This window comes from Corynebacterium bouchesdurhonense (assembly GCF_900078305.2).
Classification (GTDB): domain Bacteria; phylum Actinomycetota; class Actinomycetes; order Mycobacteriales; family Mycobacteriaceae; genus Corynebacterium; species Corynebacterium bouchesdurhonense.
On the sequence record NZ_LT546028.1, the window covers coordinates 16979 to 43011 of the forward strand.

22 protein-coding genes and 1 pseudogene are annotated in these 26033 nt (G+C 67.4%); 9 read left to right on the forward strand and 14 right to left on the reverse strand.

Going from position 1 to position 26033, the window contains the following annotated elements; genetic code table 11:
• Nucleotides 1–15 precede the first annotated feature (15 nt).
• Nucleotides 16–531, forward strand: a pseudogene (locus BN4252_RS04855) (dioxygenase family protein); the annotation flags it as partial.
• Nucleotides 532–600: 69 nt separating this feature from the next.
• Here the strand turns inward: BN4252_RS04855 and BN4252_RS04860 are convergent.
• Nucleotides 601–1416 (reverse strand): TrmH family RNA methyltransferase, encoded by an 816-nt coding sequence (locus BN4252_RS04860; RefSeq protein ID WP_066526818.1) that lies wholly within the window; start codon nt 1414–1416, stop codon nt 601–603.
• Between the two features lie 38 nt (nt 1417–1454).
• On the opposite strand from BN4252_RS04860, the gene BN4252_RS04865 reads away from it, so the two are divergent.
• From BN4252_RS04865 to BN4252_RS04875, 3 genes are all read left to right on the forward strand, one after another.
• Entirely contained in the window at nt 1455–2675 is a 1221-nt protein-coding gene (locus tag BN4252_RS04865) for a histidine kinase (RefSeq protein ID WP_143341167.1), read from the forward strand.
• 122 nt (nt 2676–2797) lie between these two features.
• The gene (locus BN4252_RS04870) at nt 2798–3001 is read left to right on the forward strand and encodes a hypothetical protein (RefSeq protein ID WP_066526828.1); all 204 of its coding nucleotides are present in this window, start codon (nt 2798–2800) and stop codon (nt 2999–3001) included.
• Nucleotides 2989–3690, forward strand: a complete 702-nt coding sequence (locus BN4252_RS04875; protein ID WP_230208577.1) for a response regulator — start codon at nt 2989–2991, stop codon at nt 3688–3690. The genes BN4252_RS04870 and BN4252_RS04875 overlap by 13 nt, the downstream gene beginning before the upstream one ends.
• Before the next feature lie 104 nt (nt 3691–3794).
• Here BN4252_RS04875 and rplT read toward each other — a convergent pair whose 3' ends face one another.
• The 4 genes from rplT to uvrA form a co-directional block, all read right to left on the reverse strand.
• Nucleotides 3795–4181: a 50S ribosomal protein L20 gene (gene rplT, locus BN4252_RS04880; protein ID WP_066526831.1), complete on the reverse strand. Its 387-nt coding sequence runs from the start codon at nt 4179–4181 to the stop codon at nt 3795–3797.
• Nucleotides 4182–4254: 73 nt separating this feature from the next.
• A complete protein-coding gene (gene rpmI, locus BN4252_RS04885) occupies nt 4255–4449 on the reverse strand; it encodes a 50S ribosomal protein L35 (protein WP_066526837.1) in 195 nt (64 codons plus the stop codon).
• A 34-nt stretch (nt 4450–4483) separates the two neighbouring features.
• The gene (gene infC / locus BN4252_RS04890) at nt 4484–5023 is read right to left on the reverse strand and encodes a translation initiation factor IF-3 (RefSeq protein ID WP_230208578.1); all 540 of its coding nucleotides are present in this window, start codon (nt 5021–5023) and stop codon (nt 4484–4486) included.
• Between the two features lie 248 nt (nt 5024–5271).
• On the reverse strand, nt 5272–8130 hold the full coding sequence (gene uvrA / locus BN4252_RS04895) for an excinuclease ABC subunit UvrA (RefSeq protein WP_066526843.1): 2859 nt from the start codon (nt 8128–8130) through the stop codon (nt 5272–5274).
• 106 nt (nt 8131–8236) lie between these two features.
• Here uvrA and BN4252_RS04900 point away from each other — a divergent pair, with 106 nt between their 5' ends.
• The 3 genes from BN4252_RS04900 (at nt 8237) to BN4252_RS04910 (ending at nt 12310) form a co-directional block, all read left to right on the forward strand.
• Nucleotides 8237–8839 (forward strand): MBL fold metallo-hydrolase, encoded by a 603-nt coding sequence (locus BN4252_RS04900; protein WP_066526845.1) that lies wholly within the window; start codon nt 8237–8239, stop codon nt 8837–8839.
• Nucleotides 8840–8930: 91 nt separating this feature from the next.
• Nucleotides 8931–9959: a DoxX family protein gene (locus BN4252_RS04905; protein ID WP_066526850.1), complete on the forward strand. Its 1029-nt coding sequence runs from the start codon at nt 8931–8933 to the stop codon at nt 9957–9959.
• A gap of 110 nt (nt 9960–10069) precedes the next feature.
• Nucleotides 10070–12310, forward strand: a complete 2241-nt coding sequence (locus BN4252_RS04910; RefSeq protein WP_066526853.1) for a HelD family protein — start codon at nt 10070–10072, stop codon at nt 12308–12310.
• A 29-nt stretch (nt 12311–12339) separates the two neighbouring features.
• On the opposite strand, the gene BN4252_RS04915 is transcribed toward BN4252_RS04910, so the two are convergent.
• The 7 genes from BN4252_RS04915 to polA form a co-directional block, all read right to left on the reverse strand.
• Nucleotides 12340–12786, reverse strand: coding sequence for a universal stress protein (locus BN4252_RS04915; RefSeq protein ID WP_066526860.1), 447 nt, complete (start codon nt 12784–12786; stop codon nt 12340–12342).
• Between the two features lie 77 nt (nt 12787–12863).
• Nucleotides 12864–13313: a universal stress protein gene (locus tag BN4252_RS04920; RefSeq protein ID WP_066526861.1), complete on the reverse strand. Its 450-nt coding sequence runs from the start codon at nt 13311–13313 to the stop codon at nt 12864–12866.
• Between the two features lie 19 nt (nt 13314–13332).
• The gene (gene uvrB / locus BN4252_RS04925) at nt 13333–15438 is read right to left on the reverse strand and encodes an excinuclease ABC subunit UvrB (protein ID WP_066529114.1); all 2106 of its coding nucleotides are present in this window, start codon (nt 15436–15438) and stop codon (nt 13333–13335) included.
• Nucleotides 15439–15486: 48 nt separating this feature from the next.
• Complete coding sequence (locus BN4252_RS04930) at nt 15487–15840, reverse strand: DUF4259 domain-containing protein (RefSeq protein WP_066526862.1); 354 nt, start codon at nt 15838–15840, stop codon at nt 15487–15489.
• A gap of 87 nt (nt 15841–15927) precedes the next feature.
• Nucleotides 15928–16527 (reverse strand): dephospho-CoA kinase, encoded by a 600-nt coding sequence (gene coaE, locus BN4252_RS04935; RefSeq protein ID WP_066529119.1) that lies wholly within the window; start codon nt 16525–16527, stop codon nt 15928–15930.
• Between the two features lie 100 nt (nt 16528–16627).
• A complete protein-coding gene (rpsA, locus tag BN4252_RS04940; RefSeq protein ID WP_066526864.1) occupies nt 16628–18106 on the reverse strand; it encodes a 30S ribosomal protein S1 in 1479 nt (492 codons plus the stop codon).
• Nucleotides 18107–18647: 541 nt separating this feature from the next.
• Nucleotides 18648–21263: a DNA polymerase I gene (gene polA / locus BN4252_RS04945; protein WP_066526866.1), complete on the reverse strand. Its 2616-nt coding sequence runs from the start codon at nt 21261–21263 to the stop codon at nt 18648–18650.
• 211 nt (nt 21264–21474) lie between these two features.
• Here polA and BN4252_RS04950 point away from each other — a divergent pair, with 211 nt between their 5' ends.
• Both BN4252_RS04950 and BN4252_RS04955 read left to right on the forward strand, forming a co-directional pair.
• The gene (locus tag BN4252_RS04950; RefSeq protein ID WP_066529124.1) at nt 21475–23205 is read left to right on the forward strand and encodes an alpha-keto acid decarboxylase family protein; all 1731 of its coding nucleotides are present in this window, start codon (nt 21475–21477) and stop codon (nt 23203–23205) included.
• 168 nt (nt 23206–23373) lie between these two features.
• The gene (locus tag BN4252_RS04955) at nt 23374–24192 is read left to right on the forward strand and encodes a CPBP family intramembrane glutamic endopeptidase (protein WP_066526871.1); all 819 of its coding nucleotides are present in this window, start codon (nt 23374–23376) and stop codon (nt 24190–24192) included.
• On the opposite strand, the gene BN4252_RS04960 is transcribed toward BN4252_RS04955, so the two are convergent.
• Nucleotides 24189–24902, reverse strand: coding sequence for a PrsW family intramembrane metalloprotease (locus tag BN4252_RS04960; protein WP_187370925.1), 714 nt, complete (start codon nt 24900–24902; stop codon nt 24189–24191). The two genes, BN4252_RS04955 and BN4252_RS04960, sit on opposite strands and share 4 nt — an antisense overlap.
• 103 nt (nt 24903–25005) lie before the next feature.
• A complete protein-coding gene (locus tag BN4252_RS04965; RefSeq protein ID WP_066526879.1) occupies nt 25006–25509 on the reverse strand; it encodes a hypothetical protein in 504 nt (167 codons plus the stop codon).
• Between the last annotated feature and the right edge of the window lie 524 nt (nt 25510–26033).

A 26033-nucleotide genomic window follows, 5' to 3' on the forward strand; every position in this document is an offset into this window, starting at 1 on the left:
GGGCCCTGCCCAGCCGGCGCGAGGGCGGGTTCTGCGGCGTTGGCCGCTTGCGCTCCGGGGAGGCGCGGAGAGGGAGCGTCGACAAGCAGCTCCGCTCAAACCACCGCAAGCCAAGCACTGACGGAGATGAACACTGAAACCGCTGGTCCGTACCCCGGTGACGGCTCCAACGGGCCGGATGTGCTTGAAAGGGTCGGTGTCCAGCGGCGCGATATCCGGTCTTCGATCGGCGGGGGCGCCACCGCCAGTGGAGTGCCGCTCACGCTGAAGATGAACATCATCGACATGGTGCAGTCGAACGCCCCGATGGCTGGCGCGGCGGTGTACATCTGGCACTGCGACGCAGCGGGTAGGTACTCGATGTACTCCTCCGGTCTTGAGGATAAGACGTATCTGCGCGGGGTGCAGGTCGCTGGAGAGGATGGATCAGTGGAGTTCACCACCATCGTCCCCGGCTGCTACGAAGGCCGGTGGCCGCACATCCACTTCGAGGTGTTCGCGTCCGTGGACGACATTGCGGATGCGTCCAACGCGTCCGGACGGGCCGGGTGGCGAGCCGCCTAGCGGCCCACCACCGGGCGGGATGCCGCCACTGGGAAGCTAGTTCCGGTCCCCCAGCGCCTTCGACGACTCCCAGAGGCAGATCGCCGCTGCGGTGGCCAGGTTGAGCGACTCGGCGCTGCCACGGATGGGGATGGAGATGCGGTGATCCGCGCCGGCCAGGAGCTCCTCCGGCAGGCCGTGGGCCTCGTTGCCGAAGAGCCATGCTGTGGGCTGGGAGAGCACCTCAGCAGCCTGGGCGAGGTTGGTTTCGGCTTGCATGGTGGTCGCTGCCGTCGATAAGCCAGCGCTCCTCAGTTGCCCGATAACGCGGTTAATGTCGCGGTCGCGGGCGACGGGGATGTGGAAGAGCGAGCCCGCGGTGGAGCGCACCACCTTCGGCTGCTCGGGGTCGACGGTGTCGCCGGCGAAGATCACGGCATCCGCACCCACGGCATCGGCGATGCGGATGATGGTGCCGGCGTTGCCCGGGTCGTTGGTCTCTACGCACACCGCCACCAGGCGCGGGCGGCCCTTCAGCACGGCTGGCACCGTCCACAGCACCGGCTTGCACACCGCGAAAATGCCGGTGTGGCTCATGGTGTCCGCGAGCGAGTCGGCGGCCTTGTCCGTGATGGGGTGGGTGTAGACGTCCATGTAGCGCGCGGTGGTGACCACCTCGCTGAAACGCTCGGCCGCGGCCTCGGTGACGAAGAGATCCGTGGCCGCGCCCGTTGCCACCGCGGCCTCAACCGAGTTCTCGCCCTCGGCCAAAAACGCCTTCGTCTTCTTGCGGCCGGCCGCCCGCTTCAGCTTTGCCGCGTTGACCACCCTGGGGGTGCGCTCCGTGAAGGGCTGCGTGAAATCCAACGTCATAGAGCACAGGGTACGTGGCGCCCGATACGCTACAACCCGTGCCTAACCCTGCCGCGAAAACCGCCGCGACCCCCGCTCCCACCCTCGCCGCCCCAGCGCCGCGCCGGCAACGCCTTGCTGCCGCCGCCGCGGCGCTGGCCACGGCGGCAGTGGCGCTGATCGCGGCCGCTGCGGCGCCTGCCGGGGCCGCAAGCGCACTGATCTACACCCTGGCGTGCGTGGCTGTGGTGGTGGCCGGCTGGTTCGCGCCGGCCAGCGCCGCCGCGGCGTTCGCCGTGTTATTGCAGATCGGGGCGGCGACCGAGGAGCTGCGCAGCCCCCTGACCGTAGTTGGTGCGATCGCGCTGGCGCTGATCGTGTCGCTGCGCACCGCTCCCCGGGTGAGCGCGGTGTGCGTGGCGGTGCTCTGGTACTTCATCCAGGTTGACGTACGCGGCGGCGTGCTCGTCCCGCTGGACCTCAACACGGCGGTGTTCGCGGCCTTGATGTTCGCCTCCGCCTGGGCTGGCGGCACCGCGTTGCGGGCCACGCTGACCACCCGCGCCAAAGATTCCGCGGCGTTCCAGCAGCGGCTGGAAGACGAGCGCGACCGGGCCGTGAAGGCCCTTCACGGCTCGGTGGCCACCTCGCTCACCTCCGTGGTGCTGCGCAGCGAGGCGCTCGCCATGGGCAGTTCCGGGCAGACCGCGGAATCCGCCCAGCTGATTGCCGACGACGCCCGCCGCGCCATGCAGGAGGTCCGCGCCCTGATCCGCTTCATGCGCGACGACGCAGCCGACCTGGAGGGCGCGGTAGTGAACCCGCAGGCACCCCAACCGCCGGGTGCTGCACCCGCCGCACCCATTTGCACGGCGCTCGCCGACCTCGCCGACGCGCTGCGCAGCCACGGCTTCACGGTGATCGAGACGGGTTTGAACGACCGCGTCCTGGGCGGCGTCCGCCTCAACCACATCGAGAGCGTGTGCCGGGAGCTGCAGACCAACATCTTAAAGTACGCCGACGCCGAGAAGCCGGTGATTGTGGCCGCGGTGCGCGACGAGGAAGCGGTAACAGTGGCCATTCAAAACGCCATCGCCGACCGCCAACGCGACGTGCACATGACCACCGGCATCGGCTTGGAGGACGCCGAGGAGCTGGTGGGCCTCGACGGCGCAGTCCTACGCCACGGCTTCGAGGACGACCTGTGGCGCTCGGACCTCATCATTCCTGCCAGCCCCGCCAGCCCAGCCAGCCCAGCCGGCCCAGCGGAACGAAAGTAGCTGCGCGGGTGGGAACTTTCGTACCGAGTTCCCCCGCCGCGTCCTGCTACGCTTGTCTGCCAGCAGATTCTTAAGAATACTTTGGTTGAGCCAAAGGTCGAGTCGAAAGAAAGGACCACACCATGAAGCGAGCACTGAAGCTCTCCTCGGCAACACTCGCCGCCGCGACCGCTCTCGCCTGTGCCCCGTTGGCCTCCGCCTCCGAGGCGCCGGCACCGGCACCGGCCGAGCAGGCCGAGCTGACCGTCACCACCTTCGCCGCCGGTGTCATCGGTGACACCTTCGAGTGCGGCGGGGCAATCGGGAAACTCTGGTGCAAGAAGTAACCCCCACCCCCGCAAACCCGGATACCGGCGCGGACGCGCCCCGCATCCGGGTTTTTCTTGTGGACGATGACCCTTTGGTGCGCGAGGTCCTCACCAGCTACCTGGCCAAGGCGGGCGACATCGACGTGGTGGGCACCGCGTCCAACGGCGCCGAGGCCCTCGAGCGCATCCGCCCCGCGGAGATCGACCTGGTGCTCTCGGACGTCTACATGCCCAAGATGGACGGCGCCACGCTGCTGCGCAACCTGCGGGAACGCCCGGACACGCCGGCCTTCCTCGCCATCACCTCGCTGGAGAACGACAAGGCAATGCTGGACATCCTCGCGATGGGCGGCCGCGGCTACATTCTCAAGAGCCAGCCGCCGGAGCAGATCGTCCTCTCGGTGCGCCAGGCGGTCTCGGGCGGCACGGTGGTCTCCCCCGCCGCCATGACCAATTTGGTGCAGTACCTCGCCCCCGCCGACACCACCCCGCCGGAGCAGCGGTCCCGCGCGTACGCGCCCGGCGTGAGCGAGTCCGAGCGAAACGTGCTCGATTTACTGTGTGAGGGCCTGAGCAACGCCGACATAGCCAAGCGCCTCAACTACTCCGAATCCACGGTAAAGAAGCACGTCTCCAACCTGATCGCACTCTACGGCGTCTCCTCGCGCCTGGACCTGGTGGTGAAGGTGCTCAACGGCCGCCGGTAGAGCACCGCTTGCCGACGCACCCTCATACACCCCCACCCGCACATGCACGACGCCCCCTGGTACACCGCGTGGTGTTCCAGGGGGCGTCGGCAAGCAATGCGCGATTACGCGGCAACCTTCGGCGCGTTCACGTCCTCCGGGAGGGCGTTCTTGGCCACCTCGCACAGAGCGGAGAAGGCGGCGAAGTCATTCACGGCCAGCTCGGCGAGGATCTTGCGGTCCACCTCGACCTCGGCCAGCTTCAGGCCGTGGATGAGGCGGTTGTAGGTGATGCCGTTCATACGGGCGGCAGCGTTAATGCGCTGGATCCACAGCTTGCGGAACTCGCTCTTGCGCTTGCGGCGGTCGCGGTACGCGTAGGTCTGGGAGTGCAGCCACTGCTCCTTGGCCTTGCGGTACAGGCGGGAGCGCTGGCCGCGGTAGCCCTTGGCGGACTTCAGAATTGCGCGGCGCTTCTTCTTGGCGTTGACTGCGCGCTTGACACGTGCCATAAGTCAATACTTCCTTTTCTCAGATCGTTGGTTCCGGCCGGGCGCCGGAGAGGGGATGATGAACAGGCAGTACTTAGGACATGCCGAGGAGACGCTTCGCGCGCTTCACGTCAGCGCTGGCAACGTCGGTGGTGCCGGAGAGCTTACGGCGGCGCTTGGACGAGAGCTTCTCGTTCAGGTGGCGCTTACCGGCCTGCTCGCGGCGCAGCTTGCCGGCGCCGTTGACCTTGATTCGCTTCGCGGTGCCCTTGTGGGTCTTCTGCTTCATGGTGTGAGCCCTTCCAAGTTGGTTATCAGGGGTGCTACTTCTTGCCCTTGCGAGCCGGCCCGAAGACCATGGTCATGTTCCTGCCGTCCTGCTTCGGTCGGGACTCGACCACTCCCAGCTCCCCGATGTCGTCCGCGAGACGCTCGAGGAGGCGGTAGCCGAGCTCCGGGCGCGACTGCTCGCGGCCGCGGAACATGATCGTGACCTTCACCTTGTTGCCCTTCTCAAGGAAGCGCTCTACGTTGGCCTTCTTGGTCTGGTAATCGTGCTCATCGATCTTCGGACGGAACTTCTGCTCCTTGACCACGGTCTGCTGCTGGTTCTTGCGGGCCTCGCGGGCCTTCTGATCCTGCTCGTACTTGTACTTGCCGTAGTCCATGATCTTGCACACCGGCGGCTTCGCGTTGGGGGCCACCTCAACAAGATCAAGGTCGGCCTCGTAGGCCAACTTGCGGGCGTCGTCGGTGCGGACGATGCCCACCTGCTCGCCGGACGGGCCGACGAGACGAACTTCCGGGACACGGATCCGTTCATTAATCCGAGCTTCAGCGCTGATGAGAACACTCCTAAACAAGAGAAACAAGGTTGACAGCTACCGAGCCGCGCAGCGTGCGTTCCCATCCACGAAAAAATCCCGCGCATGGCGGGATCTCTCCTTTGGGGCAATCGCTTTTCGACGATCACCCGCGTCAAACCCGTATCCAACCTTCAACGGCGGCATGGGGTGGGAGGAACTCCACTTGCGGCCCGCGCACCTGGAGAAGGTGCGCCGGGCGGTAGTGCGACCAAACGTAGCACGCCCGCCCCGCGCCGGCCAAATCGCTACCCCTTGGCCAGCACCTCTGCGAGGAACTGGCCGGTGAAGGAACCCTCCACCCCGGCCACGTGCTCCGGGGTGCCCTGGGCGACCACCGTACCGCCGCCGGAGCCGCCCTCGGGGCCCATGTCCACGATCCAGTCCGCGGACTTGATCACGTCCAGGTTGTGCTCGATCACCAGCACCGTGTTGCCCTTCTCCACCAGGCCGTTGAGCACCAGCATGAGCTTGCGGATGTCCTCGAAGTGGAGGCCCGTGGTCGGCTCGTCGAGGATGTAGATGGTGCGGCCGTTCGAGCGCTTCTGCAGCTCCGCGGCCAGCTTCACGCGCTGCGCCTCGCCGCCGGAGAGTGTGGTGGCGGACTGGCCTAGGCGCACGTAGCCGAGGCCCACGTCCACCAGCGTGTTGAGGTAGCGGTGGATGGAGCTGATCGGCTCGAAAAACTCCGCGGCCTCCGAGATCGGCATGTCCAGCACCTCGGCGATGTTCTTGCCCTTGTAGCGCACCTCGAGCGTCTCGCGGTTGTAGCGGGCGCCGTGGCAGACCTCGCAGGGCACATAGACGTCCGGCAGGAAGTTCATCTCGATCTTGATCGTGCCGTCGCCGCGGCACGCCTCGCAGCGCCCGCCCTTGACGTTGAAGGAGAAGCGTCCGGCCTTGTAGCCGCGCACCTTCGCCTCCTGCGTCTCGGCGAAGAGGTTGCGGATCTTGTCAAAGACGCCCGTGTACGTCGCCGGGTTCGAGCGCGGGGTGCGCCCGATCGGGCTCTGGTCCACCTGCACCAGCTTGTCTAGGTGCTCCAGGCCCTCCACCCGCTTGACACGCCCCGGAACCTGGCGGGCGCCATTGAGCTCGTTCTGCAGCGTCTTGGCCAGGATCTGGTTCACCAGCGTGGACTTACCGGAACCGGACACGCCGGTGACCGCAACCAGCACGCCGAGCGGGATGTCCACCGAGACGTTGTCCAGGTTGTTCTCGAGTGCGCCGACCACCTTGAGCATTCGGCCCTTGTCCACGGGGCGGCGCGAGGAAGGCACTTCGATCTTCTTGCGCCCGGAGAGGTAGTCGCCGGTCAGGGAGTCCTTCGCCTTCACAATGCCCGCGGGCTTGCCCTGGTAGACCACTTCCCCGCCGTACTCGCCGGCCTTCGGCCCGATGTCGATCAGCCAGTCCGCCTCGCGGATGGTGTCCTCGTCGTGCTCCACCACCACGAGCGTGTTGCCCAGATCCCGCAGCTTCTTCAGCGTCTTGATCAGGCGCTGGTTGTCGCGCTGGTGGAGGCCGATGGACGGCTCGTCCAGCACGTAGAGCACGCCGGCCAGGCCGGACCCGATCTGGGTGGCGAGACGGATGCGCTGCGCCTCCCCGCCGGAGAGCGTGCCCGCGGAGCGCGACAGGGTGAGGTAGTTCAGGCCCACGTCCAGCAGGAAGCGCAGGCGGGCCTGGATCTCCCGCAGCACCGCGCCGGCGATCATCTCCTCGCGGTAGCCCAGCACCAGGTTGTCCAGGTAGGTGGAGGCCTCCTCGATCGACAGCTCGGTCAGCCCGGCGATGGACTTCTCGCCGTGCGTGGTGGAGTTCAGCCGCACGGCGAGGATTTCGGGCTTCAGGCGGGCGCCGCCGCAGGTGGGACACGGGATCTCACGGGTGTACGCGAGCAGGCGCTCCTTCTGCGAATCTGACTCCGCCTGCTCCATTTTGCGCTCGAGGTAGCCGATCACGCCCTCGTACGCCGCGGTGTAGGAGCGCTGGCGCCCGTAGCGGTTCTTGTACCGGACGTTCACCTGTGTCTTCGAGCCGTGCACGAGGTGCTTCTGCTGCGTCTTGGTCAGCGAGCTGAACGGCGCGTGCGCGTCGAAGCCCTCCTCGCGCGCGAGCACCTCGATGAGTTTGGTGAAGTAGGCCTTGTTCGGGCTCGAGTTCCAGATCTGGAAGGCATCCACCGCCGGGGCGTCCGGGTCCGGGATCACCAGGTCGATGTCCACTTCCTTGCGCACGCCCAGGCCGTCGCAGGCCGGGCAGGCGCCGAACGGCGAGTTGAAGGAGAACGCGCGCGGCTCGTACTCCTCCACGTCCAGCTTGTGGCCGTTCGGGCAGGCCATCTTCTCCGAGAACACCTGCACGCGGTCCGGGTCGTCCACTTCGCGGTCGACAAAGTCGAATCCCACGAGGCCGTCGGCAAGCTTCAGCGCGGTTTCTACCGAATCGGTGAGGCGCTGCTTCTGGCTGGCCTTAACCGTCAGGCGGTCCACCACCACGTCAATCGTGTGCTTGACCTGCTTCTCCAGGGCCGGCGGTTCAGAGAGTTGGTACGTCTCGCCGTCGACGTTCACGCGGGAGTAGCCCTGGGCCGCGAGGTCCCGAAACAGGTCCTGGAACTCGCCCTTGCGCTGGCGCACCACCGGCGCCAGCACCTGGAACTTGGTGCGCTCCTCGAGCTCCATCACCTGGTCCACAATCTGCTGCGGCGTCTGGCGCTGGATCACCGCGTCGCACACCGGGCAGTGCGGGGTGCCGGCGCGGGAATAGAGCAGGCGCAGGTAGTCGTAGATCTCCGTGATCGTGCCCACCGTGGAGCGCGGGTTGCGGTTGGTGGATTTCTGGTCGATGGACACCGCGGGGCTCAGCCCGTCGATGTAGTCCACGTCCGGCTTGTCCATCTGCCCGAGAAACATGCGCGCGTAGGAGGACAGGGATTCCACGTAGCGGCGCTGCCCCTCGGCGAAGATGGTGTCGAAGGCCAGCGAGGACTTGCCGGAGCCGGACAACCCGGTAAACACCGCCATCTTGTCCCGGGGCAGCTCGACGTCGATGCCCTTGAGGTTGTGTTGGCGCGCGCCGCGCACAGTCAGCCGTTCAGCCACGTGAATCCCTGCGTCCTTACTCGAAGTTCTGCCGTTTCTACCCCCAACGAACCTACCAACGAGCCCGCCACCCCAACTATTCCGCGGCCGCACTAGCCTTGGGCCCATGAGCACCGACTTCACGCTGCACCAGATCTCCGTGTCCTCGATGGACAACAACTGTTACCTGCTGTGCAAGGGGAAGCAGGGCCTGCTTATCGACGCCGCCGATGACGCGCCAGCCCTGCTCAACCTCGCCGAGTCCAACGGGGTGGCCATCACCGACGTGCTGACCACCCACCGCCACCACGACCACGTCCGCGCCCTGCCCGAGGTCCTCGAGGCCACCGGGGCAACGCACTGGGCCCCGTACTTAGACGCGCCCGCCCTGCCCGCCGAGGTGGACCGAGAGCTGCGCGACGGCGACGTGCTCGAGTTCGCCGGCGAGCGCCTGCCGGTGGCGATCCTGCGCGGCCACACCCCCGGCGGTGCGTGCCTCTACGCGGAGGTGGACGGCGTGCCCAACATTTTCGTGGGCGACTCCCTCTTCCCCGGCGGCGTGGGCAAGACCGCCTCCGAGTCCGACTTCATCCGCCTGTTCAATGACGTGAAGGAAAAGATATTCGACCGCCTGCCAGACGAGACCGTGGTGCGCCCGGGCCACGGCCAGCCCACCACCGTGGGCGCTGAGCGGCCGCACCTGGACGAGTGGTGGGAGCGCCGCTGGTAGACGGAAACCTCTGCGGGCACCGCCCCGCGGGAGCCGGAAAAGTCTACAGTGGACGGTACTGCCACATTTCTATGAAAAGGATGGGTTAGACATGATCAGGAAAATCGCACGCCCGATGCTCGCATCGGCGTTTGTCATCGACGGTGTTCAGACGGTGCTGAACCCCGCCAGCCACAAGGAGAGCGCCGACAGCGTGCTGAAGCAGGTGCGCGCCGCGGTGCCGCGCCAGTACCGCGCCTTCATTCCGAAGGACCCGGAGACCGCCGCGCAGATCGTCGGCGGGGTGAAGGCCTGCGCCGCCTCCCTGTTCGCGCTGGGCAAGGCTCCCCGCACCGCCGCGGGCCTGCTCACCGCCACCTCGCTTGCGTCCCTCGCGGGCCGCAACGCGTTCTGGGACACCGATGACGAGGACGAGAAGACCCGCCGCAAGGCCGGCGCCCTGACCGATCTCGCCCTCACCGGCGGCGTGCTGCTGGCCACGGTGGACACCGACGGCAAGCCGGACATGAAGTGGCGCGCGCAGAACGCCGCCAAGGTGGCCAAGCGCAACGTGCAGCAGGCGCTGCCCACCCAGTCCGAGGCGGAGAAGGCGTGGGGCAAGGCCACCGACTGGTTCTCCGACGCCACCGACCAGGTCGGCGAGTACATCGACGACAACAAGGGCGATTGGCGCAAGGCCGCGTCCCGCGCGGGCGACAAGGCCTCTGACTTCCTCGGCGACGCGAAGAAGCAGACCTCCAAGTTCCTGAACAACGCCGGCGAGTGGCTCGATGATGCCGCGGACGAGGCCCAGGACAAGTACGAGGACCTGAAGCCGAGCAAGCTGCAGCAGTTCAAGGCGAAGCGCAAGGTCCACGGCGTGGTCAGTGACCTGCAGTCCTCCCTGGATGACCTCGCCCCCTCCGAGCTGGATAAGCTCAAGGCGAAGCACAAGGTGAAGAAGGGCTCCAAGAAGGTGCAGAAGAAGGCCCAGGGCGCGGTCGATGATCTGCAGGACGCCTGGGATAACTTGGATGCCTCCCCGTCTTGGATTCAGAAGCGCCGCTGGAAGCGCAAGGCCAACAAGGCCGAGAAGCGCGCGAAGAAGCTGGTGAAGAAGGCGCAGAAGAAGCTGAGCTAACCCCCGCCCAGCCCGAGCGGCCCCCGCACCGGAGTTATTCCTGGAATATTCCGGCGGCGGGGGCCGTTTCGCGTGAGTTGGAACCAGACGCAAAGGAGAGGAGCGCGGTTTTGACCGATCACCCGGAGGACCCTGCTAGCGCCGCTGCCGCTGCTAGCGCCGCGAACGCTGCTGTGGCCGCCGAGCAGGAGCACGTGGATGTCCTGTTCGACCACCTCGGCCGCGAGGTGGACGCAGCGAGGCGCAAGCTTGCTCAGGTGCAGGCGGACGTGGACCCGGACAACCCCGATTCGGACGCCCTGGTTCGCCGCGAGACGGAGTACCATGCCCTGAACGCGAAGCTGGACCAGCTCGGCGTGGCGGAGGTAGGGCTCGTCTTCGGCCGGGTGGACGTGGCGGACCCGGAGCCGGAGAACCCGGTGCCGGGCCGCGCCGGCTTGGACCGCCGGTACGTGGGCCGTATGGGCATCGACGACCGCCGCGACCACTACCGCACCCTGCTGCTCGATTGGCGCGCGCCCCAGGCGCGACCGTTCTACCTCGCCACCACCGCCCACCCAGAGGGCGTGGAGACCCGCCGCAACATCCGCATGCGCGGCCGCGAGGTCACCGCGGTGGACGACGAGGTGCTCTCGGGCGAGGTCGTGGACGCCACGGACGCGAACGTCGGTTCCGAGGCGGCTCTGCGCCGCGCCATGAACGCCGCCCGCACGGGCCACATGCAGTCAATCGTGGAGACCATCCAGCGCGAGCAGGACGAGATCATCCGGGATGCCACCCGCGGCGTGATGGTGGTCCAGGGCGGACCGGGCACCGGCAAGACCGCGGTGGCGCTGCACCGCGTGGCCTACCTGCTCTACACCTGGCGCGAGCAGCTCTCCCGCACCGGCGTGCTCATCCTCGGCCCCAACGACACGTTCTTGGAGTACATCTCGCGCGTGCTGCCCGAGCTGGGCGAAACGGGCGTGGTTCTGACCACCCTCGAGCACCTCGTGCCGGGGTTCGCGCCCACCGCGGCCGCCTCCAGCGAATCCTTCGCCGCGCGCGAGGTGAAGGGGTCCGCGGAGATGGTCACCGTGCTCAAGCGCGCGGTGCAGGCGTACCAGACCGTGCCTGAGGCCCCGGTGGAGCTGACCGTCGACGGCGTGGCCATCGAGGCGACGCCGGCGATGGTGAAGGCGGCGCGCACCCGCGCCCGCCGCTCGCGCAAGCCCCACAACCCGGCGCAGGCCGTGTACGCCGAGGAACTCACCCGGCTGCTCGCGGGCGCGCTGGCGGAGCGCATCGGCGCGGACCCGCTCGGCGGCGCCAACCTGCTCTCGGCGGCCGACGTGGACCAGTTGCACGACGACTTAGCCCAGCACCCGCAGGTGCGCTCGCTTATCGACGCCACCTTTCCCTTGCTCTCCCCCGCAGCCGTGCTGGATGCCCTGCTGACGGACCGCGACCGCATCGCCGACGCGGCCGGTGACTACGACGAGTACACCCAGGACGCCCTCTACCGCGTCCCCGGCTCGCCGTTCACGCCCTCGGACACCGCGCTGGTGGACGAGCTGGGCGTGCTCATCGGCGTGGCCGACGCGGAGGAGGAGCGCCGTCGCGAGGAGGAGGAGTGGCGCCGCCAGGTCGCGGACGCCGAGGACGCGCTGGACATCCTCGCCTCCTCGGAGTCCACGGACAACGACGACGACCAGTTCGAGGCAGAGATCCTCTCCGCCGCGGACGTAATCGACGCGGAGACGCTCGCCTCGCGCCAGCGCGAGCGGGACACTCGCTCCACGGCCGAGCGGGCGCGCGCGGACCAAGCCTGGGCGTACGGGCACGTGATCGTGGACGAGGCGCAGGAGCTCTCCCCGATGGAGTGGCGCATGGTGTTTCGGCGCTGCCCGTCGCGCTGGATGACCCTGGTGGGCGACACCGCGCAGACCTCGGCGCCGGCGGGGACGGACGACTGGTCCGCGGCGCTCGCGCCGTTCGTCTCCGGCCGCTTCCGCCTGCACGAGCTCACCGTGAACTACCGCACGCCGGCCGAGGTGATGGAGTACGCCGATGCGGTGCTGGAGCTGGGTGGTGGTGAAAAGGGGGCGTCGACAAGCATTCGCTCCACGGGCGTGCCTGTCGCGCACTTCCCCTCCGGCACGGAGGTGGGGCACGTCCGCTCGCTTCTCGACGCCCGCTCCTGCGCCGTGATCACCGCCGGCAACGTCGCCGACATGAAGGGGCTCGAGTTCGACCACGTGATTGTGGTGGAGCCGCGCAAAATAGTGGAGGCCTCGCCACAGGGGTGGCAAGACCTCTACGTTGCGGTCACCCGGGCCACGCAGACCCTGTCGGTGATCGGGGAGCTGTAACCGCGTCTACGCGGCCGCTTACTCGGTCCCTACTCGGTAACCGTGTGGACGATCATCACGTCGCAGTCCGACTGGCGGGCGACGTCCGCCGGGACGGAGCCCAGGAGGCGGCCGGTGAGCGAGTTGATGCCGCGGTTGCCCACCACGAGCAGCTCGGCGTTGTTGTCGTTCACGATGGCCATCAGGGCCTCGACCGGGGTGCCCGGACGGGTGGCGGTCTGCACGTTGGTGGCGCCGGCCTTGCGGGCGTGCTCGGCGGCTGCCTCGAGGTTCTTCAGCGCCTGGTCGTCGCCCAGGATCGTCACCGAGTCCTGGCGCAGCGCCTTGGACGCGTCCTCCTCGGACTGGTAGTAGGCGGTGCCGATGACCAGCGTCGCGTCGAACGCGGCGGCCAGGGCGGCGGCGCGCTCAACGGCGAGGAACGAGGACTTCGAGCCGTCCGAGCCAACGACGATGGTGTTGTAGAAGGAACCCATGGGTGAATCTCCAACCTTTCACATGGAGCGGGGTGAGTTTGTGGTGACCATTCTAGTCCCCCGCCGACGCGCGTGCGTTACGCCCTCGTGGTATCCACGAGCATGACGTCAACCGGCGCGCGCTTGGCCACGCTGCCCGGGACGTTGCCGAAGATGCGCCCGGCCATCGTGCGCATCCCCTTGTTGCCCACCACCAGCAGGTCCACGTCGTGCTCGGCCACGGACTCCACCAGCACGGCGGCGGGCTGGCCCCCGGCGGAAACCAGGTTGATCTCGGGCGCCTGCTCCTCCTCCGCCACCGCCTTGGCCCTGGCGAGGATCTCCTGCGAGGCCGTCTCGGTAACGATGTCCAGCTGGCGCAGCTCGTTGTTGGTGTTGCTTACCATCGAGCCGGACGCGGAGTAGTGGGCGCAGATGATCGTCAGCGTGGCGCCGTACGCCCGCGCCAGGCTCGCGGCCGCGCGCACCGCGCGCATGGAGGTCGGCGACCCGTCAGTGCCGACGGCGATGGACGTGTACGAGTGCATGGCTGCGAGCCCCTTTCCGTTAATTTCCCGTCTCTTTCATACCACGCAGCTCCTTGCGCAGATCCGCGATCTCGTCGCGCAACCGGCCCGCAAGCTCGAATTTCAGCTCCCGCGCCGCCTCGCCCATCTGCGCCGTGAGGTCGGTGATGAGCTGCTGCAGCTCATCGGACGCCATGGAGGACACATCTCGCTTCTCGACGATCCCGGATGAGCCGCCCGCCTGCCCCGCCGGCGCCGCCTCCCCGTCGGTGTCCTCGTACACCTGGTCAAGGATGTCCGCGATCTTCTTGCGAAGCGGCTGCGGGTCGATGCCGTGCTCCTTGTTGTACGCCAGCTGCTTTTCCCGGCGGCGCTCCGTCTCCTCGATGGCCTCCTGCATGGACTCTGTGACGTTGTCGGCGTACATGATCACCTCGCCGGAGACGTTGCGGGCCGCGCGGCCGATCGTCTGGATGAGCGACTTGGTGGAGCGCAGGAAGCCCTCCTTGTCCGCGTCCAGGATGGCCACCAGGGATACCTCGGGCAGGTCGAGGCCTTCGCGCAGCAGGTTGATGCCCACCAGCACGTCGTACTCGCCGAGGCGCAGCTGGCGCAGCAGCTCCACGCGCTGCAGGGTGTCGATGTCCGAGTGGAGGTATCGGACCTTGATGCCGTTGTCTAGGAAGTAGTCGGTGAGGTCCTCCGCCATCCGCTTGGTCAGCGTGGTGACCAGGACGCGCTCGTCCTTCTCCACGCGGCCCCGGATCTCGTGGATCAGGTCGTCGATCTGCCCCTTGGTGGGGCGCACGTCCACCTTCGGGTCCACCAGCCCCGTCGGACGGATGACCTGTTCCACGAACTCGCCGCCGGAGGCGGCCAGCTCGTAGTCGCCCGGGGTAGCCGACATGTAGACGGTCTGCCCCACGCGGGCCTCGAACTCGTCGAAGGTCAGCGGGCGGTTGTCCACCGCCGAGGGCAGCCGGAAGCCGAACTCCACCAGGTTGCGCTTGCGGCTCATGTCACCCTCGAACATGCCGCCGATCTGGGGCACGGTCACGTGGGACTCGTCGATGATGGTGAGGAAGTCTTCGGGGAAGTAGTCGATCAGCGTCGCGGGCGCGGAGCCCGCCGGGCGGCCGTCCATGTGCCGCGAGTAGTTCTCGATGCCCGAGCAGAAGCCCACCTGCTGGATCATCTCCAGGTCGTACTCGGTGCGCATGCGCAGGCGCTGCGCCTCCAGCAGCTTGCCCTTGCCCTCCAGCTCCTCCAGGCGGTCCGCGAGCTCGAGCTTGATCGCCTCGATCGCCTTCTCCATGCGCTCCTCTGTGGCCACGTAGTGCGTCGCGGGGAAGATGCGCACCTCGTCCTCCTGGCTCAGCACGTCGCCCGTGAGGGGGTGGATGTAGTAGAGCGCGTCCACCTCGTCACCGAAGAACTCGACGCGCACCGCGACCTCCTCGTAGGCCGGGATGATGTCCACCGTGTCGCCCTTCACGCGGAAGGATCCGCGCTTGAAGGCCACGTCGTTGCGCTCATACTGGACGTCGACAAGCAGGCGCAGGAAGCGGTCGCGCTCCACCTCCTCCCCCACGCGGAGCACGATCGAGCGATCCAGGTAGGACTGCGGCGTGCCCAGGCCGTAAATGCAGGAGACGGAGGCGACCACCACCACGTCGCGGCGCGAGAGCAGGGCGGAGGTGGCGGAGTGGCGCAGGCGCTCCACGTCGTCGTTGATGGAGGAGTCCTTCTCGATGTAGGTGTCCGTCTGCGCGATGTAGGCCTCGGGCTGGTAGTAGTCGTAGTACGACACGAAGTACTCCACCGCGTTGTTGGGTAGGAGCTGACGCAGCTCGTTGGCCAGCTGCGCCGCGAGCGTCTTGTTCGGCGCCATGACCAGGGTGGGGCGCTGCTGCTGCTCGATCAGCCAGGCCGCCGTGGCGGACTTACCGGTGCCGGTGGCACCCATGAGCACCACGTCCTCCTCGCCGCGGCGCAGCCGGGCGTCGAGCTCCTTGATGGCGGCCGGCTGGTCGCCGGAAGGCTGGTACTCCGAGACCACCTCGAAGGGCTTCTCCCGCCGCTCGATCTCCCCCACCGGGCGGAACTCGGAGTGGGCGAGGACGGGGTGTTCTGCAGCAAAAGCCATGGTGGCAAGCATACGCGCAGGGGCGCGGGGCAGGCCCCCGCGCTGCTTTTAGGAAGCGAAGCGGCGGGTGGCCTCGAGCCACTCGTCCAGCTCCCCGGCCTCCTCCCAGAGGTCGTAGAGCTCCGACCCGCCCCGGCGGGTGACTTGCGCCGCTTGTCGACGAATCCACCTGCGGTCATCCACGCTGAAGGGGAACGATAGGGCCCCCGCCTTCTCCGCGGCCGGGACGTGTCCGTTGAGCACGGCGGCGAGCGCGATCACGGACTCGGCGTCCTCCGCGCCCAACGGACCGCGGCCGCACTCGAAGCGGAACTGGTCCATACGGAACGTGCCGTCGGCGAGCGCCGCGACGGCATCGGTAGCCGGGTCGTTGTCGAACGGACCCGTGTCCCACGTTCCCATGGCGAGCAAAGGTACCGCCCGGAAGTAACGGCAATGTTGCGCCCGGGTGAATTTCGTTGGTCTAAAACCAACATTTTAGGTTTCCAACTATTTCCCCGAGCGCAGCCGGTTCGCGAGGGCCTCGACCTGCGGCCCGAGCTCCTCGACCGGGCCGTTGTTATTGATGATGACATCCGCCGCGGCGTTTCGCTCGGCGTCCGGGATCTGGCGGGCGATGCGGGCGCGGGCGTCCGCCTCGTCGAGGCCGCGGGAGGCCACGAGGCGGCGCACCCGCTCCTCGGGCTCCACATCCACTACCACGGTGAGGTCCATGGCCTTGTGCAGGCCGAGGTCCACCAACAGCGGCATGTCGTAGACGGCGGCGGCCTCATCCCGGGCCTCGGCCTCGTCCAGGCGGCGCATTGACTCGGCGCGGATCGCGGGGTGCGTGATGGCGTTCAGGCGGGCCGTGGCGTCCGCGGTGGTGAAGGCGCGGTGGGCGAGTTCGGCGCGGTTGAGGGAGCCGTCGGCAAGCACGAGCTCCTCCCCGAACTCGCGCGCGACCTCCGCGAGCACCGGCGAGCCCGGCTCCATGATCTCGCGGGCGATCTGGTCCGCGTCGACGACGGTGAAGCCCTCGTTGGCCAGCATGCGCGCCACCGTGGATTTGCCGCTGCCGATGCCGCCCGTGAGTCCCACTCTGATCATGCCCGCCACGGTAGCAGCGCCGGCTCGTACGCGAAACGGCCCGCGCACCCCGAGTGGGGCGGCGCGGGCCGTTTAAATCTCCTCGCGGGTCAGCGTGAGGCTAGTTGCCGGCCAGCTTCTCGCGGAGAGCGGCGAGCTGCTCGTCGGAAGCGAGCGAGCCCTGGGTCTCCTCGGACGAAGCGGCCGGAGCAGCGCCGTCGGTCTCGGAGGAGTAGTTGCTCTCGGAGGAGTAGTTGGCGGAGTCGGTGCCCTGCTCCGCAGCCTCGGCGGCCGCGGCGCGGTGACGCTCGATCTGCGCGCCGTGGGCCTGGTGGCGACGCTCCGCCTCGGCGTAGCGAGCCTCCCACTCCTGGCGAGCCTCCTCGAAGCCCTCCATCCACTCGTTGGTCTCCGGGTCGAAGCCCTCCGGGAAGATGTAGTTGCCCTGCTCGTCGTAAGAGTCGGCCATGCCGTAGCGGGACGGATCGAACTCCTCGGTGTAGTCCTCATCAGCCTGCTTGAGGGACAGGGAGATGCGGCGACGCTCGAGATCGATGTCGATGACCTTGACCATGACCTCTTCGCCGACGTTCACAACCTGGTCCGGGACCTCCACGTGGCGCTGGGCCAGCTCGGAGATGTGGACGAGGCCCTCGATGCCCTCCTCGACGCGGACGAACGCGCCGAACGGCACCAGCTTGGTGACCTTGCCCGGAACGATCTGGCCCACGGCGTGGGTGCGGGCGAACACGCGCCACGGATCCTCCTGGGTCGCCTTCAGCGACAGGGAGACGCGCTCGCGGTCCAGGTCCACGTCGAGCACCTCGACGGTAACCTCGTCGCCCACGGCGACAACCTCGGACGGGTGGTCGATGTGCTTCCAGGACAGCTCGGAGACGTGCACAAGGCCGTCAACGCCGCCGAGGTCGACGAACGCACCGAAGTTGACGATGGAGGACACGACGCCCTTGCGGACCTGGCCCTTCTGCAGCTGGTGCAGGAAGTCGGAGCGGACCGCGGACTGGGTCTCCTCCAGGTAGGCGCGGCGAGACAGCACAACGTTGTTGCGGTGCTTGTCCAGCTCGATGATCTTCGCCTCGAGCTCCTGGCCGATGTACGGATCCAGGTCGCGCACGCGGCGCATCTCGACGAGGGATGCCGGCAGGAAGCCGCGCAGGCCGATGTCGAGGATGAGGCCGCCCTTGACGACCTCGATGACGGTACCGGTAACCGGCTGGTCGTTGGCCTGCAGCTCCTCGATGGTGCCCCAAGCGCGCTCGTACTGGGCGCGCTTCTTGGACAGGATCAGGCGGCCTTCCTTGTCCTCCTTGGTCAGGACAAGCGCGTCGATCTCATCGCCGACCTCGACAACCTCGTCCGGGTCGACGTCGTGCTTGATGGAGAGCTCGCGAGTGGGGATGACACCCTCGGTCTTGTACCCGATGTCCAGGAGGACCTCGTCGTGGTCGACCTTGACCACGGTGCCGGTGACAATATCGCCATCGTTGAAGTACTTGATGGTCGCGTCAATCGCGGCGAGAAATTCCTCAGGGCCACCGATGTCGTTGATGGCTACCTGCGGTGCGTTGGAAGTGCGCATATTTGTAATGTGCTCCGAAAAGATAGGAGATCGAAATTGACATGGGCGCATCTCTCGCCCCTAAACATGCAGTTTGTAGACGTGCAGGGTGTTCGGGAGACGATCTCGCGCGGCGGTGGAGCAAGCCCTCCTATCACGGCTGCTGCCACCCCAACGCGTTGATACGCCCCAGCAACAGTAGTGCCTTTGCCCAGCTGGGGCAAATATTTGGCTCGCGTGGCGCGGGCGTGGCGCGGGCGTGGTGCGGGTGGGTTTGCGGCGGGGGGGGCCCCCCCCCGGCCCCCCGGCTCTTTTAAAAAACTCCCCGGCCCCCCGAAGGGGACCCCTCCCGTCTTGCCCCCTTTTTCTTGTAAAAAAAAAAAAACCAAACGGGGACTGCCGACGCACGTGAGACAAGCGCGATCACAACAACCACGAGGGTCAGGTGGTCCCCACGTCGCCGGCGGCGCTTCCCGTCCCGCGACGGGAAGACGCGGCGGGAAGAAAGGAAGCGCGCGAACGCGGCGCGGATGCCGGGCAGGCGGTCTGGGGTGCTGGGGTGCTAATGCGCCGCCTCGTCCCAGTTCCGGCCCACCCCGGCGGAGACCTCGAGCGGCACGAGCAGCTCAATCGCGCCGTCCATCTCCCGCTCCACAATCTCGCGCACCGCGTCGAGCTCGCCCGGCGCGACCTCCACCACCAGCTCGTCATGGACTTGGAGCAGCACGCGGGAGTTGTAACCCGTCAGCGCGTCGTCCACGCGGACCATGGCCACCTTGATGATGTCGGCCGCGGTGCCCTGGATCGGGGCGTTGAGGGCGGCTCGCTCGGCGTTCTCGCGGGCGATGCGGTTGTCGGAGTTCAGCTCGGGCAGGTAGCGGCGGCGGCCGAAGACGGTGGAGGTGTAGCCGTCGCGGCGGGCCTGCTCCACCACCTCGTCCAGGTAGCGCTTCACGCCGCCGAAGCGCTCGAAGTAGCTCTCCATGATCTGCTTCGCCTCGCCGGCGGGGATGCCGAGCTGGTTGGACAGGCCGTAGGCGGACAGGCCGTAGACCAGGCCGTAGCTCATCGCCTTCACGCGGCGGCGCAGCTCGGGGGTGACCTGGTCGATGGGCACGTCGAAGACGCGGGAGCCGACGAAGTTGTGGAGGTCCTCCCCCGCCTTGTAGGCCTCGATCAGGCCGGCGTCCTGGGAGAGGTGCGCCATCACCCTCATTTCGATCTGGGAGTAGTCGGCCGTCAACAAGCAATCGAAGCCCTCGCCCACAGTGAACGCGGAGCGGATCCGCCGGCCGGCCTCCGTACGCACGGGGATGTTCTGCAGGTTCGGCTCGGCCGAGCTGAGGCGGCCGGTGGAGGCCACGGTTTGGTTGAAGGTGGTGTGGATGCGCCCGTCCGGCTGCACCGATTTGATCAGCCCCTCGATGGTGGACTTCATCTTCTGGTACTCGCGGTGCGCGAGCAGGTGATCCAAAAACGGGTGCGGGTGCTTCTCCGCGAGCGCCTCGATCTCGCCGGCCGCGGTGGAGTATCCCGTCTTGGTCTTCTTGGTTTTGGGCAGCTCGAGCTTGTCGAAGAGCACCACGGAGAGCTGCTTGGGGCTGGAGAGGTTCAGCGCGGGCTCGTTCACCAGGGCGCGGGCCTCCTCCTCCACGCGCTCGACCCTGGCCGCGTAGTCGCCCCGCAGGCCCTCGAGCACGTCCACGTCGACGGCGATGCCGGCGTGCTCCATCTCCGCGAGGATGGTCACCAGGGGAATCTCCAGGTCGGAGTAGAGCTCGTAGGAGTCGATGCCGCGCAGCTGACCGCTCAGCTCGGCGGCGAGCTCGAGTACCGCGGCGGCGGCGTCGGTAAGCGAGGTGTCCCCCAGCAGGCTCAGCTGGTCCCCGCCGAGGGTGAGCTGTTTTTGCAGGTGCCGCTGGTAGACGTCTTCGAGGGCGTAGGTGCGCTGGCCAGGCCGAAGCAGGTAGGCAGCAATCGCCGTGTCGTGCGCGATTCCGCGCAGCGTGATCCCGCGCCCCTTGAGCATGTGGAACGCCGCCTTGGCCTCGTGGAGGTACTTCGGCGCATCCGACTCGGCCCACGCCTTGAGCGCCGCGTCCTCGGCGGCCGTGAGCTCGGATGCTTCCACCGCCTTCGCGCGCCGTTGCTTGTCGACGATCCCCATCGCCACCCAGTCCCCCGCCCCCGGCGCCGGGGTGCCGGAGACGTAGACGGCCAGGCCCTGGCCCTCGCGGGCGGCGAGCCACTCGTCCAGGGGGGCGTCCTCCACCACGACCTCGGGCAGCTGCACCGTAGTGTTCTCGCCGGACGGCTGCGCGTCCCCGCCGGTCGTCTTCACCGAGGCCAGCACGCGCTCGCGCAGGCTCGCGCCGAACTCCAAGTCGTCGAAGGCGCGGGCGACATCGCCCACCTCCACCGGCTTCAGCTCCAGGTCCGCCGGGCCGACGGGCAGCTCCACGTCGCGGATCATCTGGGTGAGCTCCCGGTTCATGCGCACCTGCTCGATGCGCTCGCGGAAGTTCGCGCCGGCCTGCCCCTTGACCTCCTCGGCGTGCTCGATGAGGCCCTCGAGGGTGCCGTACTGCACGATCCACTTCTCGGCGGTCTTCTCCCCGACCTTCGGGATACTGGGGAGGTTGTCTGAGGGGTCCCCGCGCAGGGCGGCGTAATCCGGGTACTGGGCCGGGGTGAGCCCGTACTTGCGCTCCACCTCCTCGGGCGTGAACCGCGTCATGGTGGACACGCCGCGCGTGGGGTACAGCAGGGTGGTCTGCCCGTTGACCAGCTGGATGTAGTCCCGGTCCCCGCTGACCAAGATCACCTCGAAGCCCCCCTCCGCGTTCGCCTGGGTGGTCAGCGTGGCCACGATGTCGTCGGCCTCGAAGTTCTCCTTGGACAGGGTTGCGATGCCGAGGTCCCCCAGCACGCGCTCGATGATGGGCACTTGCCCCTTGAACTCCGGCGGGGCGGCTTCGCGCTGCGCCTTGTAGTCCGGAAACTTCTCCGTGCGGAAGGTCTTGCGCCCCACGTCGAAGGCCACCGCCACGTGGGTGGGCTCCTCCTCCGCGAGGATGTTCGCCAGCATCGAGAGGAAGCCGTAGACCGCGTTCGTGTGCTGGCCCCCGGAGGTGGAGAAGTTCTCCGCCGGCAAGGCGTAGAAGGCCCTGAAGGCCATCGAATGACCGTCGATAAGCAGCAAGCGATTCTTCGAGTTCCCGTCAGCAGTCACGCCCGCCAAGCTTAGACGGGCGCCGAGCGCGGTGATATTTCCCCGCCCGGGCGGCAGCTGTGCCGTTGCACCCACTTCGCGCGCGTGCGCAGCGGTGCGGGTAGGTGATACCTAAAATGGTGGGAGCAATAACGAGATACTTATGAAAGGTACCAGCATGGCAACCACCACCGTCGGCCACTACCTGGCCACGCGGCTTCGCGAGATCGGCCTCGATCACTTCTTCCAGGTGCCGGGCGATTACAACCTGCAGCTTCTCGACGAAATGCTGAAGGTCGACGACCTCACAATGATCAGCTGCACCAACGAGCTCAACGCCGCGTACGCCGCGGAGGGCTACGGCCGCGCCCACGGCGCCTCCGCCTGCGTGGTCACCTTCAACGTGGGCGCCTTCTCCGCCCTCAACGGCATCGCCGGCGCTTACGCCGAGCGCGTGCCCACCATCTTCATCTCCGCGGGCTACAACACCAACGACGAGGCAAGTGGCCGCCTCCTCCACCACACCATTGGCACCACCGACTACTCCTACCAGGAGGAGATGTTCCGCCCGGTCACCTGCACCACCGTGCGGATCCTCGACGCCGCCGAGGCGCCGAGCAAGATCGACCACGCCATTGCCACCGCGCTGCGCGAGTCCAAGCCCTGCTACATCGAGATCGCCTCCAACCTCGCCGACGCCGAGTGCCCCGCGCCGCAGCCGATCGAGTTCCGCCGGGCCACCGAGCGCGCCGTCGGCGCGGAGGCCACCGGCTCCTTCTCCCAGGAGGCTATGGACAAGGCCACGAGCGACGTGGCCGCCAAGCTCAACGAGGCCGAGGCCCCGATCCTGATCGCCGGCCCCCACCTGCGCCCCTACGGCGCGATCGACGCCTTCCGCGAGCTCGCCGAAGCGCTCGGCTGCGCGGTGGCCGTCCAGCCCAACGCCAAGGGCTTCTTCCCCGAGGAGCACCCGCAGTTCATCGGCCACTTCCTCGGCAGCGCCTCCGCTCCGGGAGTTGAGGCCATGGTGGATTGGTCCGACATGGTGCTCGCCGCCGGCGCGATGTTTACGGACTACTCCACCGTGGGCTGGACCACCTCCGTGCCCGCCGACTCCGGCTACATCTCCGCCACCGAGCTCGCCGTGGTGACCCCGGACGCCGAGTACTCCCAGCTGCCGCTCGGCGAGTTCCTCTCCCAGCTGGCCGCAAAGGTGGAGCGTAACCCGAAGACGCTCGACCAGTTCAAGCGCGACGACGCCCCGGCGGCCGCCGCAGCGTACACCCCGGCCGAGGACGGCGCCAAGCTCACCCGCGCCGAGATGGTGCACCAGATCAACGAGCTGATCGACGCGGACTCGACCCTCTTTGTAGAGACCGGCGACTCCTGGTTCAACGGCATGCACATGGCCCTTCCCGACGGCGCCGGCTTCGAGATCGAAATGCAGTGGGGCGCCATCGGCTGGTCCGTGCCGGCCGCGCACGGCTACGCCGTGTCCAAGGGCCAGGACCACCACACGGTGCTCATGGTCGGAGACGGCTCCTTCCAGCTCACCGCGCAGGAGGTGTGCAACATGATCCGCTACGAGGACAACATCACCGTCATCGTGGTGAACAACAAGGGCTACGTCATCGAGTCCGCCCTCCACGAGGGGCCGTACAACTACTACAAGAACTGGGACTACGCCGCCCTGGTCAACGCCTTCAACGCGGAGGACGGCGACGGCATCGGCATCACCGCCACCACCGCCGGCGAGCTCCGCGACGCGCTCACCATCGCCCGCGCCCAGCGCGGCCGCCTCGTGCTCATCGAGGCCCAAATCGAGCACGACGACATGACGCAGGACCTGGTGAAGTGGGGCTCCCCGGTTTCCGCCGCCATTGGCCGCCCGCCGGCTGAGAAGGAGTAGTAGGAGCAGCTGACTGCCAGCTGAGCTTCGAAGGGCCGCCCGGTTTCGGGCGGTCCTTTTTCTCTGCCCCGGATGCGTGGGACCGCGCCGGTGACCAACGCTGGCGCTGCACATCGCCTGCGCAACCCATAAGCTACATCGGCGTACTGCAAAAGGAAGGAGCAACAAATGTCCCCGATCGACGTGCCCAGCTTTCCGCTCGGCAGCCGCCATCAACTGAATTACGCCTGGTGGAGACCGGTCCTCGAGATCATCACCCTCCTCGTGATCACCGTCGCCCTGGTGTTCGCGGTGGGGTACGCAATGATGTGGGCTGGGGCGGACCCGTCCAGTGACCAGTACGGAGAGCTGTTCCTGTACCTCACCGTCGCGGTTGAGGTGCCGGCGGCGCTCATCGCGGTGAAACTGGCCGGGCGGCGGCCGCTAGACACGGTCTTCGGCACCGGTCCGGCCCCGAAGCTGTGGACCGTGCTGCTTGCCTACCTCGTCGCGCTCGCGGTGATGTTCATGGTTCTTGGCCTGATCAGCGTGTACGCGTACGGATCCTCGTGGGATAGGTCGGTTGGCGGGGTGACGCGCACCTTTCCGCTCACCGTGGTGCTGGTGATGTGCGCCGCCCTCGGCGAGGAGTTGGCGTTTCGCGGCCTCGCCTTCCAGGCGTTTTCGGCGCTGACCAAGCGTCCACTTCTCGGCGCGCTCATCTCGACCCTGCTGTTTGTCGCGGTCCACCTGCCCGGCTCGGCGGCGGAGTTCGCCCACTATCTTGTGGACGGCGCCCTTTACTCGTGGTTGGCCTGGTATTTCGGCGGGATCGCGTTCCCCTTCGCCGCGCACGCGGCGTGGAACACCGTGGTAGATATGCAGGACTACGGCATTCCGGGATCCTTCGGCGCCATGCTGACGCAGTTTGCGGCCTCGGCGGCGGCTGTAGCGGTTCTCGCGTACGCCTTCCGCGGCGCGGCGAGGCCGGGGGCGTCGAAAAGCTAGCTCCGCCGCCCGATCTTCCTGGTCCGGGCGTAGAGCCAGAAAGCCAGCACCCACTGGAGCACAATCACAACCAGGTAGGCGGCCGCCTGGACTTCCTCGCTGACGAGCCCGGCGAGATCTGGCGACGCGTTGAACGCCCCGTGGACTACAAAACCGAGCGCGAACCAGCCCAGCATCCGGCCGATGCGCCAGCCCGCGGACTTGTCCGTTCGGGCGAGCAGGCATCCGATACCCCAGGCAGCCAGGCCGGTGTAGAGGCTGTGGGCGAAGGGGCAGGCGGAGAGCCGGACGAGGGTCCCTTCTAAAGCGCCGCCCGCATCGGACGTGAATGATTCGAGCGCGAACCGATTGATGTAGGAGATGTTCTCCATGATGGAGAAGCCTCCGCCGACGGCGATGCCCAGCACCGCCGCCTCGACGGGCCGCCGGATGCGCAGCCAACCGGCGGCAATGAGCAGCACCGCAAGGGCCTTGACAAGCTCCTCCTCGGTCGGTGAAACAAGCGCCGCAGCGTAGGTTGGCCCCCCCATCTGGGACTGGATGGCCACCAAGGCCGAATTCGAGGGCACGGCAATCCCGCCGGCGAAACCGCCGAGCAGACCCGCCCACACGAAGGCAGGATTCGCCGGGCGGCCGGGGTGGCGGCGGACCAGCGCCCAGATCACCAGCGCTTGGAGCAGGGAGAACCCGAGCGCGACCGCCCAAGCCACCGGCGCCACCGGCGCCTTGGCAAGGCTTCGGATCCCAGTGAAGAGCCCGACCGCCACAAAGAATGCGAACAAAACGCGGCTTGCAGTCCTACTGCTCATCGGCTCACTGCTCATCGTCGAACTCCCCTCCGCGGACGGCGTCGATCAGCGGCTGCGCCGCCGCTTCGGCATCGCCCTTGGCAAACTCGACGTACACACTGCCGTTGCCGCGCGGGACGGCGACCGCGACGAGGGTGCCCTCGGGCCGGTCAACGCGGGCAACCCTGGCGTCTCCGCCGAGGTCCTCAATTACGGAAGTGTCGGGCTCGCGCTCCAAGAGCCGGTAGCGCACGAACCGGGCCAGGGCGCGGCTCGGGTCATCGGTGGTTTGCCCGTACTTCGCGGTCACCTGCGTCTCTCCGCAGTCCCACTGCTGCTCGTTGGAGGCGAACTGCGAGGTGGGGCGGCACTCGAGGTCGCTGCCGCTGCGATCCGGCACGGTCACCCCGTGCAGCGCGACCGGCTGTGCGGCCTCCTCGGGGCGCTCGGCGGGCTCCGACAAGTTTGCCTGTGCGATCCGCGGTGCCGCGAGCGCGATGGCCACCAGCACTGCCGCGGCAACGACCACCGTGAGTGTGAATCTGTCCCGGGAACGGCCCGGGGACACTTGTCCAAAATTTCTTATAGCTTCTACCACTCGCAGAAGTGTAGGGCACCCGGGGCCGCTTCACCCGACGGGGGCTGCACGCCGCTACGCATACGTAGGTGGGGCGCACACCACACACCGCCCCTGCGCGGGCGGGTACAAAGGTGACGGAAAACTCGAAGGTTGCTCGCGAGGAGGAGGGTAAAGCTTCGACGAGCTAATACGAGCCGGGGCAAACGAACTTAATCTTGCTGCCGCTGGAAGATCCCCCGGCCCCGCCCCGGCCAACAACGGGGGTTTCGGAAAACTCTCTGACCACCACCAACGAGACCTTATTCCAGACCTAGTTCCACGACTTTCTCTGTTTAGTTCCAACCTCATTCGAGCTGGTGTCCGAATGTAGCCACACGTAGCGGGAATCGGGTAGTCTGCCGTCACGGAAGTTCCACACCGCAAACCCCCACGCCCCGTTGTGGCGAGGAGTAGGGCGAATAGGATATCGAGAA